General features: G+C 65.6%; 16 protein-coding genes. 7 read left to right on the forward strand and 9 right to left on the reverse strand.

Annotation, left to right across the window (positions count from 1 at the left end):
• The 4 genes from HG718_RS09710 (at position 1) to HG718_RS09725 (ending at position 3,778) form a co-directional block, all read left to right on the forward strand.
• Positions 1-1,002 (forward strand): DnaJ C-terminal domain-containing protein, encoded by a 1,002-nt coding sequence (locus HG718_RS09710; RefSeq protein ID WP_027840348.1) that lies wholly within the window; start codon positions 1-3, stop codon positions 1,000-1,002.
• Between the two features lie 217 nt (positions 1,003-1,219).
• Positions 1,220-2,029, forward strand: coding sequence for an enoyl-ACP reductase FabI (fabI, locus tag HG718_RS09715; RefSeq protein ID WP_160588192.1), 810 nt, complete (start codon positions 1,220-1,222; stop codon positions 2,027-2,029).
• 45 nt (positions 2,030-2,074) lie between these two features.
• Positions 2,075-3,208 (forward strand): chorismate synthase, encoded by a 1,134-nt coding sequence (gene aroC / locus HG718_RS09720; protein ID WP_160588194.1) that lies wholly within the window; start codon positions 2,075-2,077, stop codon positions 3,206-3,208.
• Positions 3,209-3,229: 21 nt separating this feature from the next.
• The gene (locus tag HG718_RS09725) at positions 3,230-3,778 is read left to right on the forward strand and encodes a hypothetical protein (protein ID WP_160588196.1); all 549 of its coding nucleotides are present in this window, start codon (positions 3,230-3,232) and stop codon (positions 3,776-3,778) included.
• Between the two features lie 250 nt (positions 3,779-4,028).
• Here the strand turns inward: HG718_RS09725 and HG718_RS09730 are convergent, their stop codons facing one another.
• From HG718_RS09730 to HG718_RS09755, 6 genes are all read right to left on the reverse strand, one after another.
• Positions 4,029-5,096 (reverse strand): class I SAM-dependent methyltransferase, encoded by a 1,068-nt coding sequence (locus tag HG718_RS09730; protein WP_160588198.1) that lies wholly within the window; start codon positions 5,094-5,096, stop codon positions 4,029-4,031.
• Between the two features lie 9 nt (positions 5,097-5,105).
• Positions 5,106-6,356 (reverse strand): class I SAM-dependent RNA methyltransferase, encoded by a 1,251-nt coding sequence (locus tag HG718_RS09735; protein WP_205345686.1) that lies wholly within the window; start codon positions 6,354-6,356, stop codon positions 5,106-5,108.
• On the reverse strand, positions 6,356-7,093 hold the full coding sequence (locus HG718_RS09740; protein ID WP_160588200.1) for a TlyA family RNA methyltransferase: 738 nt from the start codon (positions 7,091-7,093) through the stop codon (positions 6,356-6,358). The genes HG718_RS09735 and HG718_RS09740 overlap by 1 nt, the downstream gene beginning before the upstream one ends.
• 48 nt (positions 7,094-7,141) lie before the next feature.
• The gene (gene dxs / locus HG718_RS09745) at positions 7,142-9,076 is read right to left on the reverse strand and encodes a 1-deoxy-D-xylulose-5-phosphate synthase (protein ID WP_160588202.1); all 1,935 of its coding nucleotides are present in this window, start codon (positions 9,074-9,076) and stop codon (positions 7,142-7,144) included.
• 174 nt (positions 9,077-9,250) lie between these two features.
• Positions 9,251-9,508, reverse strand: coding sequence for an exodeoxyribonuclease VII small subunit (locus tag HG718_RS09750; protein WP_160588204.1), 258 nt, complete (start codon positions 9,506-9,508; stop codon positions 9,251-9,253).
• Between the two features lie 31 nt (positions 9,509-9,539).
• On the reverse strand, positions 9,540-10,469 hold the full coding sequence (locus HG718_RS09755) for a histone deacetylase family protein (RefSeq protein ID WP_160588206.1): 930 nt from the start codon (positions 10,467-10,469) through the stop codon (positions 9,540-9,542).
• 110 nt (positions 10,470-10,579) lie between these two features.
• On the opposite strand from HG718_RS09755, the gene HG718_RS09760 reads away from it, so the two are divergent.
• A complete protein-coding gene (locus HG718_RS09760; protein ID WP_160588208.1) occupies positions 10,580-11,599 on the forward strand; it encodes a zinc transporter ZntB in 1,020 nt (339 codons plus the stop codon).
• 3 nt (positions 11,600-11,602) lie between these two features.
• On the opposite strand, the gene HG718_RS09765 is transcribed toward HG718_RS09760, so the two are convergent.
• Positions 11,603-12,157 (reverse strand): TetR/AcrR family transcriptional regulator, encoded by a 555-nt coding sequence (locus HG718_RS09765; RefSeq protein WP_160588210.1) that lies wholly within the window; start codon positions 12,155-12,157, stop codon positions 11,603-11,605.
• A gap of 95 nt (positions 12,158-12,252) precedes the next feature.
• Between HG718_RS09765 and HG718_RS09770 the strand changes: the two genes are divergently transcribed.
• Positions 12,253-12,708 carry a nuclear transport factor 2 family protein gene (locus tag HG718_RS09770; RefSeq protein WP_160588212.1) on the forward strand — a complete coding sequence of 152 codons (456 nt, stop codon included), beginning with the start codon at positions 12,253-12,255 and terminating at the stop codon, positions 12,706-12,708.
• 11 nt (positions 12,709-12,719) lie between these two features.
• Here HG718_RS09770 and HG718_RS09775 read toward each other — a convergent pair whose 3' ends face one another.
• Together HG718_RS09775 and HG718_RS09780 are read right to left on the reverse strand one after the other, a co-directional pair.
• Positions 12,720-13,823 carry an MBL fold metallo-hydrolase gene (locus HG718_RS09775; protein WP_205345687.1) on the reverse strand — a complete coding sequence of 368 codons (1,104 nt, stop codon included), beginning with the start codon at positions 13,821-13,823 and terminating at the stop codon, positions 12,720-12,722.
• 75 nt (positions 13,824-13,898) lie between these two features.
• The gene (locus HG718_RS09780; RefSeq protein WP_160588216.1) at positions 13,899-15,695 is read right to left on the reverse strand and encodes an acyl-CoA dehydrogenase C-terminal domain-containing protein; all 1,797 of its coding nucleotides are present in this window, start codon (positions 15,693-15,695) and stop codon (positions 13,899-13,901) included.
• Between the two features lie 159 nt (positions 15,696-15,854).
• On the opposite strand from HG718_RS09780, the gene HG718_RS09785 reads away from it, so the two are divergent.
• On the forward strand, positions 15,855-16,835 hold the full coding sequence (locus HG718_RS09785) for an L-threonylcarbamoyladenylate synthase (RefSeq protein ID WP_160588218.1): 981 nt from the start codon (positions 15,855-15,857) through the stop codon (positions 16,833-16,835).
• Positions 16,836-16,872: the final 37 nt, after the last annotated feature.

The raw sequence follows: 16,872 nt of genomic DNA on the forward strand, positions 1-16,872 counted from the left end.
ATGCGTGATCCGCACCAGGTTCTGGGCGTCGCCAAGGGCGCCGATGCCGAGACGGTCAAGCGCGCCTATCGCCGGCTGGCCAAGCAGTATCATCCCGATACGGCCGGCGGTGACCGGCGCGCGCAGAGCCGTTTTCAGGAAATCACCGAGGCCTATCGCGCGCTCCGGGCGCTGGCGGATGCGGAGGAACGCATCACCGCGAGCGCCGCTGAAGCCACCCGCGCCTATGAACAGCCCCGCGCCGACGGGGAGGACGATGCCGAACCGTCATCGGGCGATACGTCCCGCCCCGGCAGGCAGCCGCGTACAAAGGCGTCCGGTACGGCCCGCAAGGAGCAGCCGGCGCGGCGGAGTTCGGTCAGGGCCGATGCCGACAGGCCATCGGATGAGAAGGACACGGACGACAAATCCGGCCGGGGCTTTTTCGAGAATATCAGGCGGGCGGGCTTCAAGCCGTTTGAGCGGCGCGGCGATGACATTGCCTGCACCCTGCCCCTGCCCTTCCTGGACGCAGCCAAGGGCGGCACGCACCGGGTAACGCTGCCCACGGGCCGCACGGTCGACGTGACGCTTCCGGCGGGGATTGAAGACGGCAAGCAGGTGCGCCTGCGCGGTCTCGGCGCTGCGGGGTCCGCCGGCGGCAGTGCGGGCGACGCGCTGGTGACGGTGGATATCGAGCCGCACCCCTATTTCAGCCGCGAAGGCCACGACATTCATTTGGCGCTGCCGATTTCCATCGCCGAGGCCATTGAAGGCGCAAAGGTGCAGGTGCCGACCGTGACGGGGCGGGTGTGGGTGACGATCCCCGCAGGCTCCAATTCAGGCACGGTGCTGCGTCTCACCGGCAAGGGCCTCAAAAAACCCGACGGCAGCGACGGGAATCAGCTGATCGAGCTGATCGTCATGCTGCCGGACACGCCGGATGCCGACTTGCAGGCCTTTGTGCGCCGCTGGGCCGGGGCCAAATCCCATGATCCGCGGGCGGCCTTCGGCCTGGGGTGACTCAAGGCGCCACGGGGTGTTTCGCCACCAGCGCCACGGGCCGGGGCGGGACCGTTAAAATCTGCCACAATTGAACACATGTCGTGATGGGCTTGTGCTGGCCAGCACTGGCGGGATCGGCTATGGCATGGGGTCAAATCACGTGGTTTGCGCGGTCCGGCGGTGTTCGGAGTGTCCGCGCGCATAATTCTGCCAAGAGCAAGAAGACGAGGTCCAGATGAGCGTTTCGGGTCTGATGGAAGGCAAGCGCGGCCTGATCATGGGGGTCGCCAATGACCGGTCCATCGCATGGGGCATTGCGAAAGCAGCAGCCGAAGCGGGCGCGGAACTGGCCTTCACCTATCAGGGCGATTCACTGAAGAAGCGGGTGGACCCGCTGGCCGAGCAGCTGGGCGCCAAGCTGGTGCTGCCCTGCGACGTGACGGATGCAGCCTCCATGGATGCTGTGTTCGAAACGCTCGAGAAGGAATGGGGCAAGCTTGATTTCGTGGTCCACGCCATTGCCTTTGCCGACAAGGCGGAGCTCAAGGGCCGCTATGTGGACACCTCGCTCGACAATTTCCTGATGAGCATGAACATCTCCTGCTACTCGTTCACGGCCATCGCCCAGCGGGCGGAGAAGCTGATGCATGACGGCGGCTCGATGGTGACGCTCACCTATTACGGCGCCGAGAAGGTGATGCCCCACTACAATGTGATGGGCGTGGCCAAGGCGGCGCTGGAAGCCAGTGTCCGCTACATGGCCGAAGACCTCGGCAAGCGGAACATCCGCGTCAACGCGATTTCCGCGGGCCCCATCAAGACGCTGGCCGCCAGCGGCATCGGTGATTTCCGCTACATCCTCAAATGGAACGAGTACAACGCCCCCATGCGGCGGACCGTGACCATCGACGAGGTGGGCATGTCGGCGCTGTATCTCCTGTCCGACATGGGCAAGGCCGTCACCGGCGAAGTGCATCACGTGGATGGCGGCTATCATGTGGTCGGCATGAAGGCGGAAGACGCGCCGGACATCGCCGTCTCCTGAGGGAGCCCCTAGCCTCTTTGGCGCTGCCGCACTAGCTTAGCCTCCATGAGCCACAACACTTTCGGACATCTCTTCCGCGTCACCACCTGGGGCGAGTCGCACGGGCCCGCGCTCGGCTGCGTGGTGGATGGCTGCCCGCCGGGTATTCCGCTTGAGGAAGACGACATCCAGGTGTGGATGGACAAGCGCAAGCCCGGGCAGAACAAATACACCACCCAGCGCCGCGAACCGGACCAGGTCCGCATCCTCTCCGGCGTCTTCCCGCGCGAGGAGGACGGTGTGCAGGTAACAACCGGCACGCCGATCAGCCTGATGATCGAGAACACCGATCAGCGGTCGAAGGACTATGGCGACATCAAGTCCAAGTTCCGGCCGGGGCATGCGGATTATGCCTATTACGCCAAATACGGTATCCGCGATTATCGCGGCGGCGGGCGGCAATCAGCCCGCGAGACCGCCGCGCGCGTGGCCGCCGGGGCCATCGCCCGCAAGATCCTGACGGCCATTCTTGGTGACGGCGTCGAGATCCGCGGCGCTCTCGTGCAGATGGGCCCGCACAAGCTCACCCTGCCCCGCGCCGACTGGGACTGGTCGATCCTCGAGGACAATCCGTTCTGGTGCCCGGACGCTGCCACGGCAGACATGTGGGCGGAGTATCTCGACGGCATCCGCAAGGCAGGCTCGTCCTGCGGCGCGGCCATCGAGGTTCAGGCACGTGGGCTGCCCGCCGGTCTCGGCGCGCCAATCTACGGCAAGGTCGATGCGGAGCTGGCGCAGGCGCTGATGAGCATCAACGCGGTGAAGGCCGTTGAGATCGGCGACGGCATGGATGTGGCGGCGCTGACCGGCGAGGAAAACGCCGATGAGATGCGCATGGAGAACGGCAAACCTGTCTTCACTGCCAACCATGCGGGCGGCGTGCAGGGCGGCATTTCCACCGGCCAGGACATCATCGCCCGCTTTGCGGTGAAGCCCACCTCCTCCATCCTCACCCCGCGCGATACGGTTGATCTCGACGGGCAGGACACCAGTGTCATCACCAAGGGACGGCACGACCCCTGTGTCGGCATCCGCGCGGTGCCGGTCGGTGAAGCGATGATGGCCTGCGTGCTGGCGGACCAGCTCCTGCGCCACCGGGCACAGACGGGCCGCGTGGCCGGGCTGGATCTGGGCCGCTAGCGAAGAGAGAAGGATGACGGCATGACGGGTTCCGATCCCTTCGAGGACAATGCGCCGCCGTCCTCCTTTGCCACCACCTATCAGCGCCAGGCCGGCGAGATGATGGTCTATGGCGGCACGTTTTTCGGGCTGTTCTTCCTGCTCGGCGGCGTGATGTCGTCGGTGCCGGGGCTCTATCTGCTGGCCATCGTGATGCTGGCGGCGGCGTTCTACTTCTTCCCGATGGTCCGTACCGAGAAGGCCCAGCTCAAGGTCGAGCCGAAGGGGCTTTATCTCGACGGCATGGGCTGGCTGCCCTGGACCGGCATCCGCAATGTGCGCATCTACGACCGCTCGGTCCGCACGATCCGCAACGCCCATCTTGAGCTGACGCTGGCTGCGCCGATCGAGGAGATCGTGATCTCCGAGGACAAGGAGGACCCGCTGCGCGACCTGATGACCAAGATCTGGTCACCAAAGCGCGGCGAGGACGGGCGGGCGGCCACAATCGTCGTGGTGAAGCTCGAACCGCTCCTGGCCAGCCCCGAAGAAATCCTCGCCGCCATTCGTCGGCACCTGCACCACGTGTGAGATCGGGCACAGCTGCGCGCCCAACAAGCCCCTCCCCCTAGTGGGGAGGGCGAGTATGTGCGCCCTCACCCGGAGACCCTCCGGTCAAGCCGGAGGGATAGCGGTGTATTTTTTCCCGCTCATCCTACGGCTTGACCGGAGGATCTCTCTCAGCCCGCCTGAGCGCCATCTCCACGGACCGAGCCCGTACCCCCCACCCCGGCGGCTCACGCCGCCGACCCTCCCCATCGAGGGGAGGGTGTGATCCGGCTCAGCTTTTCTCGAAGCTCATGACCTTCGACAGGAAGACCGGCGTCTCGCTCAGCGGCGTGAGGCCGGCCTTGCTGAACAGCGTGGTCAGGTCTTCCTTCGTGTAAGAGTCAAAATAGGGCTCGTGGAATGCCCAGGGGAAGAAATCGAGCAGCGCGTCCATGCCCTCCGTATCGCCCTTTTGCAGGGCATCCACGAAAATCAGCCGCCCGCCGGGCTTGAGCACGCGCGCCAGCTCAGCCGCCACCACGCGGCGGATCTTCGGCGGCAGTTCGTGGAACAGATAGATGCAGGTCACAACGTCCTGGCTGTTGTCGGCCACCGGCAGCCGCTCGGCATTGGCGTTGGCCAGGCGCACCTGCCGCCATTTCTTCAGTGTCCGCCGCGCCTTGGCGAGATAGTTGGGCGACAGATCCACCGCCGTCAGATTGAGGCGGGGGTAGTTGTCGCACACAAAGGTCAGGAAGCGGCCCGTGCCGCAGGCAACATCCAGCATCGCCACATCGCGCTGATCGCGGCCCCTGAGCGCGTCGGCCAGCGGCACAAGCGCCTGCCGCCGCATGGCGTCCGCCGTGCCGGTGAACAACACCTCCACCTGGGTGTCGTAGATCTCGGCCGACGCATCATCCAGCCAGCCGCCGGTCTGGTAATGGAAGTTCTGCAGATAGTAGCGGGGGAAGCGCTGGCGGCGTTCTTCGTTAAGCACTTCGGAGTGCCCGCGCGCCCGCCTGCGGCCATCAACCCGCGGCACGTCTTTCAAATAGGCGCGCGCCTTGCGCAAGCCGTTGACCGGGCGTGGCGACATGTCATGCGGGGCGGCATAGATGCCCTTTTCGACGTTACGCCAGTCGCGGGCGAACAGATCAGCCACCGCCTTCAGCAGCGCCCGGCGGTCCGGTGCCTTGCCGTCGGTACGCAGGGGTCTTGATGTTTCGTCGCGCAGCGGGCCGACGATGCGCCGTGTGGCAGCATACTGGCCCAGATACCACGCCACGCGCGCCCCTTGGCTCAGGCCGTAGGCGAGCCTGAGAGCAGGACGGGACCCGGAGGCTGCGGATGCATCGCTCATTCCCCTAATCTAGGGGCGTTCGAACACCGCGACCAGTTCTACGTGGGGCGACCAGCGGAACTGATCGACCGGGGTCACCGCCCCGAGCCGGTAGCCGCCATCGATCAGCACCCGCGCGTCGCGGGCGAAGGTGGCCGGGTTACAGGAGACGCCTGCCACCACCGGCACCTTGGATTTCGCCAGCTGCTCGCACTGGGCCAGCCCCCCGGCGCGCGGCGGGTCGATCACCGCCACATCATAGTCCTTGAGGTCCATCGCAAAGACCGGGCGGCGGAACAGGTCGCGCTTGTCGGCGCGGATCGGCTTCAGCCCCTGCAGATGGCGGGTCGCCTTGTCGAGCGCCGCGATGGCCGCCGCGTCGCTGTCAAACGCGTCCACCTTGGCCAGGCGCGCCAGCGGCAGGGTGAAAGCCCCGCAGCCGGAAAACAGATCAACCACACGCCGCACCCGCTTGCGCGACGTCACCGCCTGGATCACGCGGGCGCGCAGGGCGTCCTCCGCCTGCGCCACCGCCTGCAGAAAGCCGCCTGCGGGCGGCACGCAGGCCAGCCCGTCAAACTCGATCACCGGCGGCCGCCATTCGGCCACCGGCTCGTTGTTCCAGGTGAGGCGCGCCAGCCCCGCCGCCCGCCCGGCTTCGGACAGATGCGACAGCAGCGCGCGATCAAGCGTCTTGCCGGGCATCTCGACGGCCACGTCCAGCCCGTTGGTGGAGGTGGTAACCGAGACCCGCGCCTCCCCGCGCCGCGTGAGGCCCGGTTCCAGAAGCTGCGCCAGTGCCGGCAGGCCCTCGATGAGGGCGGGCTTCACCAGCAGGCAGGGCGACACATCGACAATGTGCGACGACGCCTTTTCATGAAAGCCGATCACCACGCCTGCATTGCTGCGGCGGGCCGCGAAAGTCGCCCGCCTGCGCGACCGGGGCGGCACGGTGAGGGTGGGCATCACCTCCGCCTCAATGCCGCGATGGGCCAGCGCCGAGATCACCTGCTCGCGCTTCCACTCCGCCACAAAGCCGTCGCTCACATGCTGCAGCGTGCAGCCGCCGCACTGGCCGGCCTGCGGGCAGGGCGGCTCGACGCGATGGGGCGACGGCTCATGCACCGCGACGATGCGCGGGCGCGCACCTTGCATGTTGAGGGACACCACGTCCCCCGGTGCACCGCCATCCACATAGATGGTTTCGCCGTCGAGCTCGGCCATGGCATCGCCCTTATGGGCCAGCCCCGTCAGCTTCACCTTATCTGTTGCGTTATCCATCATTCTTTTTCATCCAGACGCGCCCCGAGCAGGAACTCAACATTGCCGCTGCCCCCGGCGATCGGGCTTTCCACGCAGCCGGTGATGGTCCAGCCGGGCATCTCCGTAATGGCCGCGCTGACCGTTTCGATGGAACTCTGGCGGGCATCCTGATCCTTGACGATGCCACCCTTGCCGATGGCCTCGCGCCCTACTTCGAATTGCGGTTTCACCAGCACCACAAGCCGGGCGGGCGTGCTTGCGAATGTGCAGGCATGGGGCAGCACCTTGGTAGCGGAAATGAAAGACACGTCGCAGACGATGATATCGACCGGCTCGGTGATCTGTTCCGCGGTCAGCGTCCGCGCGTCCTGGCCTTCAAGGGAAATGACGCGGTCATCGGTGCGGAACTTTTCCGATAGCTGATCGCGCCCCACATCCACCGCATAGACGCGCCTTGCGCCGCGGGTCAGCACAACATCGGTGAAGCCACCGGTCGACGCTCCGATATCCAGCACCACCTTGTCCCTGGACGGGATGCCGAACTGGTCCAGCGCGTGGGCGAGTTTCAGGCCCGCGCGCGACACATAGGGGATCGCCGGCTCGTCCAGGGTGATGTCCGTATCCGGATCAAACTCCTGAGACGGCTTGGCGGCGACGACGCCGCGCACTTTCACCCGGCCGGCCTTGATTTCGGCCTGCGCACGGGCGCGCGAGGGAGCAAGCCCGCGGTCCACGAGCAAGAGATCAAGCCGCACGGAAATTCTCCGAATTGGGGCGGTGGGGCCTCAGACCCGGTTGGGGTCTCAGGCGCGTTGGGGCGCTGTGTCGCTCACGGTTTCCGCCACGCCAAGGGCCGACATCGCGGTTGCGACGATGGCTGCCCTGTCGAGGCCCGCTTCCGCATACATGACGCCGGGCTTGTCCTGATCGATAAAGCGATCAGGCAGCACCATGGGCCTGATTTTCAGCCCCCGGTCAAGCCGCCCGCTCATCGCGAGATGCTGCAGCACATGGCTGCCGAAGCCGCCGACCGACCCTTCCTCGATGGTGATGAGCACCTCATGGGCATCCGCGAGGCGGTTGATAAGATCAATATCCAGCGGCTTGGCAAAGCGCGCATCCGCCACGGTGGCGGACAGGCCATGGGCGGCAAGATCATCGGCAGCGGCCAGGCATTCGGCCAGCCGGCCGCCAAGGCTGAGGATCGCGATCTTCGAGCCTTCACGCAGCACGCGGCCCTTGCCGATCTCGAGCATTTGCCCGCGTTCCGGCATGTCCACGCCCATGCCCTCCCCGCGCGGATAGCGGAAGGCGATGGGCCCCTCGTCATAGGCTGCCGCCGTGCGCACCATGTGGACCAGCTCGGCCTCATCGCCTGCGGCCATCACCACGAAGCCCGGTAAAGTGGACAGATAGGTGATGTCGAACGCGCCTGCATGGGTCGGCCCGTCGGCGCCCACAAGGCCCGCCCGGTCAATGGCAAAGCGGACGGGCAGCTTCTGGATCGCCACGTCATGCACCACCTGATCGTAGGCGCGCTGCAGGAAGGTGGAATAGATCGCGGCAAATGGCTTCATGCCCTCGGTCGCCAGCCCCGCTGCAAATGTCACCGCGTGCTGCTCGGCGATGCCCACATCGAAGCTGCGCTCGGGGAAGCGTCCGGCGAAGATATCAAGCCCGGTGCCGCCGGGCATGGCCGCATTGACGGCGACGATCCGGTCGTCTTCCTCGGCTTCCGTCACCAGCGCATTGGCAAACACCTTGGTATAGGCAGGCGCGTTGGCCTTGGCCTTTTGCTGAGTGCCGGTAATGACGTCGAACTTCGACACGCCGTGATATTTGTCCGCAGCCGCTTCCGCTGGGGCATAGCCCTTGCCCTTCTGCGTCACCACATGAATGAGGATCGGCCCGTCCTTGGCGTCCCGCACATTCTTCAGTACCGGGAGCAGATGGTCGAGATTGTGCCCGTCGATGGGGCCCACATAATAGAAGCCCAGCTCCTCGAACAATGTACCGCCGGTCGCCATGCCGCGGGCATATTCCTCGGCCCGCTTGGCGGTGGTTTCCAGCGTGCGCGGCATCTTCTCCGCCAGCTGGCGGGCGAAATTGCGCAAGGTCCGGTAGGACGACCCGGAAATGAGCCGCGCCAGATAGGCCGACATGGCGCCCACCGGCGGGGCGATCGACATGTCGTTGTCGTTGAGGATGACGATCAGGCGGCTGCCGAGCGCGCCTGCATTGTTCATCGCCTCATAGGCCATGCCGGCGGACATGGCGCCATCGCCGATGACGGCGATCACGTTGTTGTCGCGCTGTTTCAGGTCGCGCGCCACCGCCATGCCGAGACCGGCTGAAATCGACGTCGAAGAATGCGCCGCGCCGAAGGGGTCGTAGCCACTCTCCGCCCGTTTGGTGAAGCCCGATAGCCCGCCGCCCTGGCGCAGGGTGCGGATGCGGTCGCGGCGGCCGGTGATGATCTTGTGCGGGTAGCACTGGTGGCCCACATCGAAGATCAGCCGGTCATCGGGGGTGTTGAACACATAGTGGATGGCGGTGGTCAGTTCGACCACGCCAAGCCCCGCACCCAGATGCCCGCCGGTTTCGGAGACAGCGGCGATGGTTTCAGCACGGAGTTCGTCTGCGAACTGGCGCAGGTCTTTCTCTGACAGCGCGCGGAGGTCGGCGGGGACCGTCACCCGGTCAAGAAGCGGGGTTTTGGCAGGCAGGTGATCGGCCATGAGGGTCTCCCGGGATGCGCGCGCTTTCAGCCCCCCTTGCCGCATTTGCGTAGGGGAATGCTTGAAGGCTCACGCCTTTTGCGCATGGAATCAAGGTGGCCCGGCGCGCGGTGGCGGCTCCGGGGTCAGGCGGGCTGGCAAAAGCGGGGGAAAAGCCCTGTTTTCGGGCCGGGCTCAGTCGTCGTCCATATGGGCGGCGGCGGTGCCGGCGGGCGCGCCGTCGGGGCCGAGGCTGATCTTTTCGACCTTCATCTCGGCTTCCCGCAGCTTGGCCTCGCAATGGGCCTTCAGCGCCGTGCCGCGCTCATAGACCTCGATGGACTTTTCCAGATCTACGTCGCCGCCCTCGAGCTGGCTGACGATGCGCTCAAGTTCCTCGAGCGCCGCCTCGAAGGAGAGTTTCTTGATATCGGCGGGGATCTTGTCGGCCATGTGAACGTGTCCTGTGGGCGGGCTTTGAGGGTTACGCTGCCATGAGGGCGCGCAGATGGGCTGCCGTGGCGCTGCCCAGCGCATCCAGATCATAGCCCCCTTCAAGTAGCGATATGAGGCGGCCTTCGCAATGGCGGGCTGCAACGGCGCAGAGCTGCTGCGTCATCCAGGCAAAGTCCTCATCCGTCAGCTCCATCTGCGCCAGCGGGTCTGCCAGATGTCCGTCAAAGCCTGCGGAGATGATGAGCAGCTGCGGGGCAAACCTGTCCAGCGCCGGAAGGATCTTCTCCTCATAGGCGGCCCGCATCATGGCACCATCCGCGTGCGGCGGCAGGGGCACGTTGAGGATGTTGTCGGCCACTCCCGTCACGTCAGCAGCACCGGTGCCCGGATAAAGCGGGTGCTGGTGGGTGGATGCATAAAACAGCGTCGGCTCGTGGAAGAAGGCGGCTTCCGTGCCGTTGCCGTGATGCACGTCGAAATCGACAACCGCCACGCGCTCAAGCCCGTGCACCGCCTGGGCGTGGCGGGCGGCGATGGCGGCATTACTGAAAAAGCAGAAGCCCATGGCGGTCTCGGGCTCTGCATGGTGGCCCGGCGGGCGCATGGCGCAGAAGACGTTGCGCGCATCCCCGGCCATCACGAGATCAACCGCCTGCACGGCTGCGCCCGCGGAGAGGTGGGCTGCAGTCAGCGTGCCCGGCGCCATCACCGTGTCCGCATCGATGAAGCTGTAGCCGTCCTGCGGCACGGCCTCGTCCATGGCGGCCAGATGGTTGTGCGGGTGGACGCGAAGAAGCTGGTCGCTCGTCACGGGCCGGGCGCGCAGGCGCGTCAGGGCGTCGAACTCGGGCCCATCGAGGGCCGACAGCACGGCGGCGATGCGGGCCACGCGCTCGGGGTGTTTCTCCGGCGGGGCGTGCAGGTCGCAGTCGGGGTGGGTGATCAGCGCTGTTGTCATGTTTGCCTCGGCACAACGCCATTGTGCCGCAGCGGCGCCGCGCTGCAAGCTTTGTGACGCGAATCATGAAAAGCCACCCGCACCGACAGGATGGCAGGATGGACGGAGCAATGACACACACCCCCGCCCCTACTCAGCCGACCGTACCATCCGAGGAAACGGACGGCCTTGTCTGCGCTTTCCTGCTCGACGGCCAGGGGGATGCGCGGCAGGTGGGCTGGGACGAGGTGCGCAGCTGGACGCCGGACAAAGGCGAAATCTGGATCCATCTCGACTACACCCATGAGACCAGCGCCCGCTACATCCGCGAGGACAGTGGCGTGGAGCCGATCGCAGCCGACGGCCTGCTGGCCACCGAATCACGCCCGCGCACCATTGATTTCGGCACTGCCGTGCAGGTGACCCTGCGCGGGGTCAATCTCAATCCCGGCCAGCGGCCGGAGGACATGATCTCCATCCGCTGCTGGATCGAGCCCGGGCGCATGATCACCACGCGGCACCGGCGGCTGCAGAGCATCGACGCCCTGCGCCAGCGGGTGACAGGACCGGCCAAGCCCAAATCGGTGACCGAACTGTTCCACCTGCTCGCCGACAGGCTGTCGGCACGGGTGGATGACGCGGTGAGCGCCATCGACGAGACGGTGGACGAGCTGGAGGAAGCCGCGCTGGACGACGCCACCGCCTCGGGCCGGGGCATCGAACGCGAGCTGGGGCGGATGCGGCGGCGGGCGATCACCCTGCGCCGGTTCCTGGCGCCGCAGCGCGAAGCGCTTAACGCGCTGCAGGTGGGTGTTGGTCCGTTCACGGATCGGGAGCGGGCGCATCTGCGCGAGATCGTGGATCACAATCTGCGCATCCTCGAGGACCTCGACGCCACCCGCGAGCGGGCGGCGGTGGTGCAGGAAGAGCTGATGCACCGGGCCTCCGACCAGATGAACCGCAACATGTACATGCTGTCGGTGGTGGCGGCGATCATGCTGCCGCTGGGCTTCATCACCGGGCTGTTGGGCATCAATGTGGGTGGCCTGCCCCTGTCCCACAGTGCCAATGGGTTCTGGATCGTCACCGGCGCTTTGGTGATCCTGGTGGCGATCCAGGTCTATTTCTTCCGCAAGCAGAAGTGGCTCTAGGGTCTATCTCCCCAGAACGCTTGCCACGGCCACCTGAAAGGGCTTCCGGGACTGGCGCGCCCGGGCGAGAAGCCATGCGCCTTCGAGCCCCATCATCAGCGCTTCAGCGCTCTGCCGCGGTTTGTCATGGGCAAGCCGCCTGGCGTGAGACTCGATCAGGTCGATCCAGCGGTCGAAGACACTCAGTGCCTGTAGCCGCAAGTCGTCTGACCCCGGGGCGGTTTCAAGCAGGACGGACGCGATCGGACACCCTTCTGCGAAGCCCGAGGCTTCAAACCAGTCCGCAAGGCGCGTGCCCAGAGCCCTGGCTCCGGCACCAAAATTCTTTGCCGGTGTGAAGGCCTCATCAATGAACCGCTCGATTTCAAGGCTCGACCATGTCATGGCCGCCACCGCCAGCTCGTCCTTGCCACCGGGGAAGTGGTGATAGAAGGACCCTTTGGGTGCCCCGCTCTCTTCAAGGATCAGGTTGAGACCCGTGGCGTGGAAGCCATTGGCCTGGAACAGGCGGGCCGCAGCCTCGATCAGGGTCTGTCGCGCGTTCGATGTTCTCGGCATGGCTTCAGACTAGCCATTTTATGGCGGTTGGTCTATATATAACCATACTATGGTGATCACCATAGTATGGATTGTTCCCAACCAGTGAGGATGCAATGAACGAAGTACTGACGACCTGGCGCCGTTTCCTGGATGTCTTCAACGAAGCGTGTCTGACAGATGAGTGGGACGCGCTGTCCCCTTTCCTAACCGAAGACGCCGAGTATCGCGTGTCGGGCTTTCCCATGGCCTGCCACCTTCACGGGAGGGACGCTGTGATTGCGGGATTTGCAAAATCTGTCCGGGGCTTTGACCGGAAATTCGACCAAAGGCACCATGAACCGGTGGGTATCCGCTACGCGCAGCCGGACACTGTCTCGGCCATCGCCTGGACGCGATACAGCAAGGCGGGCCTTCCTGACGTCTGCGTTGCCGCCCATGGCATCTGGCAGTTCCGCGACGGCAGGATCAGCCACATGAGCGACATGTGGGACACCACCCTTGCAGAGAACGCCAACGCGCTTGCCTGGCTGTCGCAGCATGGGGCAGGATTTGACCCGGCCTATGCCTGATCCGGTATGGGTTACGCGGCGGCGTCTTCCCGGTTGAGCTGCACGTAGCGGGCGACGCCGTCCTCGCCCATGAAGCGGCGGGCGCGGCCGCGGGTGATGAGGCAGTTGAGGTGGGCCAGGCTCTCGCCGGTTGCCATATGCACCAGATCATCCGTGATCGGACGGCGGAACAGGGCGCTGAACACCTCGTTGGGCTTCTTCGGTTCCGCCAGCATCGTTTCGAGCTTGCCGAGGTCTTCCTCGTGCTCGTCGATCAGCGCCTGCAGGCGCACCTTCACGCCGTAGAACGGCTCGTTATGCGCCGGGCCGACAAGCGTGTCCGCCGGCAGTTCGTCGCGGATGCGGGCGCAGCTTTCCAGCCAGTCGGTCAGCGGGTCGGCCTGCGGCTCGGTGGGCTGGACGCTGATATTGGACGAGATGCGCGGCAGCACCTGATCGCCCGACAAGAGCACACCGGCCTCGGGGCAATACATGCAGATATGTTCCGGCGCATGGCCGCTGCCGACAATGGCGCGCCAGGTGCGGCCACCGATCTTCATCTCCTGCCCGCCAACGAGGCGGCGGAAGCTCTGCGGGATCGCGGACACATCCTTGCCGAAACCGCCGAAACGCTTCCGGTAGCGCTCGATCTGCGCATCGTTGAAGCCTGCTTCGCGGTAGAACCGGATGCCCTCTTCGGGTGCCTCGGTGCCGGTGTCGAGCACGAGGTTGCGGCACATGAGATAGTCCGTGCGCGACATCCACAGCTCGACGCCGAAGCGCCGTGTCAGCCAGCCGGCGAGGCCCACATGATCCGGGTGCAGATGGGTGACGATCACCTTGGTGACCGGACGGCCGCCCATGACGCCCTCGAACACCGTTTCCCACAAGTCGCGCACCTTCGACGTGTTGACGCCGGTATCAACGATTACCCAGCCGTCGCCATCCTCGATCAGGTAGAGATTGATGTGGTCGAGCATGTAGGGCAGCGGCATGCGCAGCCAGTGGATGCCCGGTGCCATCTCGATCGTCTGGCCCAGCTCCGGCGCTTTCTTGAGGCCGTAGGGATAGCTGATTTCAGACAGATTATCGGGGATTTGCGCGCGCGGCTCTGAGGGGGAGAGGGTGTCGGACATGGGGGCTCCTTTGCGCATTGGGGTACGTGACGGGCCCTGCGCCGTCAACGTACCCCGATGGAAAGGCAGCTATGACTAGGACGCCAGAAGGTCCGGGCTCAGGGCATAAAGCCCTTGCGCCCCCGACGTCACCGGCGCCTTGAGGCCCGCCGCCTGCGGCAGGATGTTGGTGGCATAGAACGCCGCCATCTCGACCCGCCCGGCGAGATAAGCGTCGTCAGCCGCCTTCGGGTGCGCCGCCAGCGCGCCCTTGGCGAGATAGGCACCGCCCGCCACCGTACCGATCATCTTGAGATAGGGCGTGGCCCCGCCCAGCGCGTCGGTTGCCTCGGTCTTCATGGCTTCCAGCAGCCAGTCCGTCGTCTCGCGCAGCACTTCATTGGCGTCCGCCAGCTCACGGCCGATGGTCACGAGCTTTTCGTCATTGGAAGCCGCGCACTGCTTGGCGGTGTCGTCGATCTCATCGAGGAAATCGGCAATCACCTCGCCGCCATTCATGGTCAGCTTGCGGGTCACAAGGTCAATCGCCTGAATGCCGTTGGTGCCCTCATAGATGGGGGCGATGCGGCTGTCGCGCAGGTGCTGGGCGGCGCCCGTCTCCTCGATGAAGCCCATGCCGCCATGGATCTGGATGCCCATGGACGCCACATCCACACCGATGTCGGTGGAGAAGCCCTTGGAGATCGGCGTCAGCAGCGCCGCGCGCCCCTGCCCCCATTTGCGCCTGGTTTCGTCATCGCCATTGTGCTCAAGGTCGATGGCGACAGCGTTGGCGTAGCAGATGCCGCGGGTGGCCTCGGTCATCGCCTTCATGGTCATCAGGGTCCGGCGGATATCCGGGTGGTCGATGATGGCGGACGGACCATCCTGGCTTTCCGTATACGGCGTATGCGCCTTGCCCTGGCGGCGCTCCATCGCATAGTCCAGCGCCTGCTGGTAGGCACGCTCGGCGATGCCCACGCCCTGCATGCCCACATTGAGGCGGGCATTGTTCATCATCGTGAACATGCAGCGCATGCCCTTGTTCTCTTCGCCGATCAGCCAGCCGATGGCGCCCTCGTTCTCGCCATAGGACATGACGCAGGTGGGGCTTGCGTGAATGCCGAGCTTCTTTTCAAGCCCGATGCATTTCACGTCGTTCAGCTCACCGAGGGATCCGTCGTCATTGACGAAATATTTCGGCACCAGGAACAGCGACACCCCCTTGGTGCCTTCCGGCGCGCCGGGCAGACGCGCAAGCACGAGGTGGATGATGTTCTCCGCCATGTCGTGGTCGCCCCAGGTGATGTAGATCTTGGTGCCCTTGATCTTGTAGCTGCCATCGCCCACAGGCTCCGCCTTGGCCTTGAGCGCGCCCACATCCGAGCCCGCCTGCGGCTCGGTCAGGTTCATGGAGCCGGTCCATTCGCCGCTCAGCAGCTTGGGCAGATATTTCTCGCGCAGCGCGTCAGAGCCGTGCTGGGTGAGGCTCTCTACCGCGCCCTGGCTGAGCATCGGGCACAGGCCGAAGGCCATATTGGCCTGGTTGATATATTCCTGCACCGCCACGGCGAGCGCCAGAGGCAGGCCCTGACCGCCATAATTCACGTCACCGGGGATCGAGCACCAGCCCGCCTCGAACCACTGCTTGTAGGCGTCGGCAAACCCGTCAGGCGCCTTCACGCCGTCGGCTTCCAGCCGCGCGCCCTGCTGGTCGCCGGTCCAGTTGAGCGGGGCGAGCAGGTCGCCTGCCATGCGCCCGGATTCCTCCAGCACCTGCTCGATCAGGTCCGGCTCGAGATCCGGGAAAGCCTGGGTGCCGCACAGGTCTTTCAGACCGGCGATCTCGTTGAGCGCAAAGGACATGTCGCGGACGGGCGGACGATAGGTCATGCGGTGTCTCTCACAAGTTGCTGTGACGCAGCGTGCTGCTGGATATCTCTGGTTGAGGCAACAGATAGCAGAATTGGCGGTGAGTTCCAGCCGGAGGGCCGTGCCGCGCCTGCAAATGTGGCTTTCATCGGTGCAGGGGGCCATGGCAGATTGCGCGCCATGACGGACCTTTCTTCCCCTTCCCCGCCTCCGGTTCTGCCCGTCCTGGCGGATCAGGACGCCATCGGCCGCGCGGCGGGGCTGCTGCGCGACGGCGGGCTTGTGGCGTTTCCCACTGAAACGGTTTACGGGCTGGGGGCGGATGCCACCAATGATGCCGCCGTGGCGCGCATCTTCGAGGCCAAGGGCCGCCCCCAGTTCAACCCGCTGATCAGCCATGTGAGCGGCGTCGACATGGCCGAAACGCTCGGCGACATGGGCGAGACGACGCGCAAATTGGCGCAGACCTTCTGGCCCGGCCCGCTGACGCTGGTGCTGCCGCGCAGGGCGGACTGTCCCGTGTCGCTGCTCGCTTCCGCCGGGCTCGATACCGTGGCCGTGCGGATGCCGGACCATGCCACCGCGCAGGCGTTGATCCGCCGCGCCGGCCGCCCGCTGGCCGCCCCCAGCGCCAACCCCTCCGGCGGCGTCAGCCCCACCACATCTCAGCATGTGGCGGACGGGCTCGGTGACCGGCTCGACATGATCCTTGACGGCGGGCCTTGCCGGGTGGGCTTGGAATCGACAGTCATTGCCGTTGACGGCGACAAGGTGCGCCTGCTGCGACCCGGCACCATCACCCGCGCAACGCTTGAGGCTGTGTGCGGGCCGGTTGAAACAGCCGCGCCCGGTGCCATCGAAGCGCCGGGGATGATGGCCTCGCACTACGCGCCCAACGCCCGGGTGCGCCTCAACGCCACCAGCGTCACGCCGGGGGAAGCGCTGCTGGCGCTGGGGCCGGATGTGCCCGCCTATCAGGGGCCGATGGCCAATCTCAGCGTGACCGGCGACCTTGTGGAAGCGGCGGCCAACCTGTTTGCCATGCTGCGCGCGCTCGACGCACAGACGCCTGACGGCATCGCCGTCATGCCCGTGCCCCATGAGGGGATCGGCGAAGCGATCAATGACCGGCTCAGGCGGGCCGCAGCCCCCCGCGGCTGACGGGTTTTAGTCCTTTGACGGAAAAGCACGGGCGGTT

The sequence above is a fragment of the Pyruvatibacter mobilis genome (assembly GCF_012848855.1).
Taxonomy (GTDB): Bacteria; Pseudomonadota; Alphaproteobacteria; order CGMCC-115125; family CGMCC-115125; genus Pyruvatibacter; species Pyruvatibacter mobilis.

Coding starts and splice junctions, on each gene's coding strand:
- dxs (WP_160588202.1), bottom strand. CDS start 9,076: ATGGCCGATCACCTGCCTGCCAAAACCCCGCTTCTTGACCGGGTGACG.
- HG718_RS09735 (WP_205345686.1), bottom strand. CDS start 6,356: ATGGATAACGCAACAGATAAGGTGAAGCTGACGGGGCTGGCCCATAAG.
- HG718_RS09710 (WP_027840348.1), top strand. CDS start 1: ATGCGTGATCCGCACCAGGTTCTGGGCGTCGCCAAGGGCGCCGATGCC.
- HG718_RS09775 (WP_205345687.1), bottom strand. CDS start 13,823: ATGTCCGACACCCTCTCCCCCTCAGAGCCGCGCGCGCAAATCCCCGAT.
- HG718_RS09725 (WP_160588196.1), top strand. CDS start 3,230: ATGACGGGTTCCGATCCCTTCGAGGACAATGCGCCGCCGTCCTCCTTT.
- HG718_RS09755 (WP_160588206.1), bottom strand. CDS start 10,469: ATGACAACAGCGCTGATCACCCACCCCGACTGCGACCTGCACGCCCCG.
- HG718_RS09770 (WP_160588212.1), top strand. CDS start 12,253: ATGAACGAAGTACTGACGACCTGGCGCCGTTTCCTGGATGTCTTCAAC.
- HG718_RS09780 (WP_160588216.1), bottom strand. CDS start 15,695: ATGACCTATCGTCCGCCCGTCCGCGACATGTCCTTTGCGCTCAACGAG.
- HG718_RS09760 (WP_160588208.1), top strand. CDS start 10,580: ATGACACACACCCCCGCCCCTACTCAGCCGACCGTACCATCCGAGGAA.
- fabI (WP_160588192.1), top strand. CDS start 1,220: ATGAGCGTTTCGGGTCTGATGGAAGGCAAGCGCGGCCTGATCATGGGG.
- HG718_RS09750 (WP_160588204.1), bottom strand. CDS start 9,508: ATGGCCGACAAGATCCCCGCCGATATCAAGAAACTCTCCTTCGAGGCG.
- HG718_RS09785 (WP_160588218.1), top strand. CDS start 15,855: ATGACGGACCTTTCTTCCCCTTCCCCGCCTCCGGTTCTGCCCGTCCTG.
- HG718_RS09730 (WP_160588198.1), bottom strand. CDS start 5,096: ATGAGCGATGCATCCGCAGCCTCCGGGTCCCGTCCTGCTCTCAGGCTC.
- HG718_RS09765 (WP_160588210.1), bottom strand. CDS start 12,157: ATGCCGAGAACATCGAACGCGCGACAGACCCTGATCGAGGCTGCGGCC.
- aroC (WP_160588194.1), top strand. CDS start 2,075: ATGAGCCACAACACTTTCGGACATCTCTTCCGCGTCACCACCTGGGGC.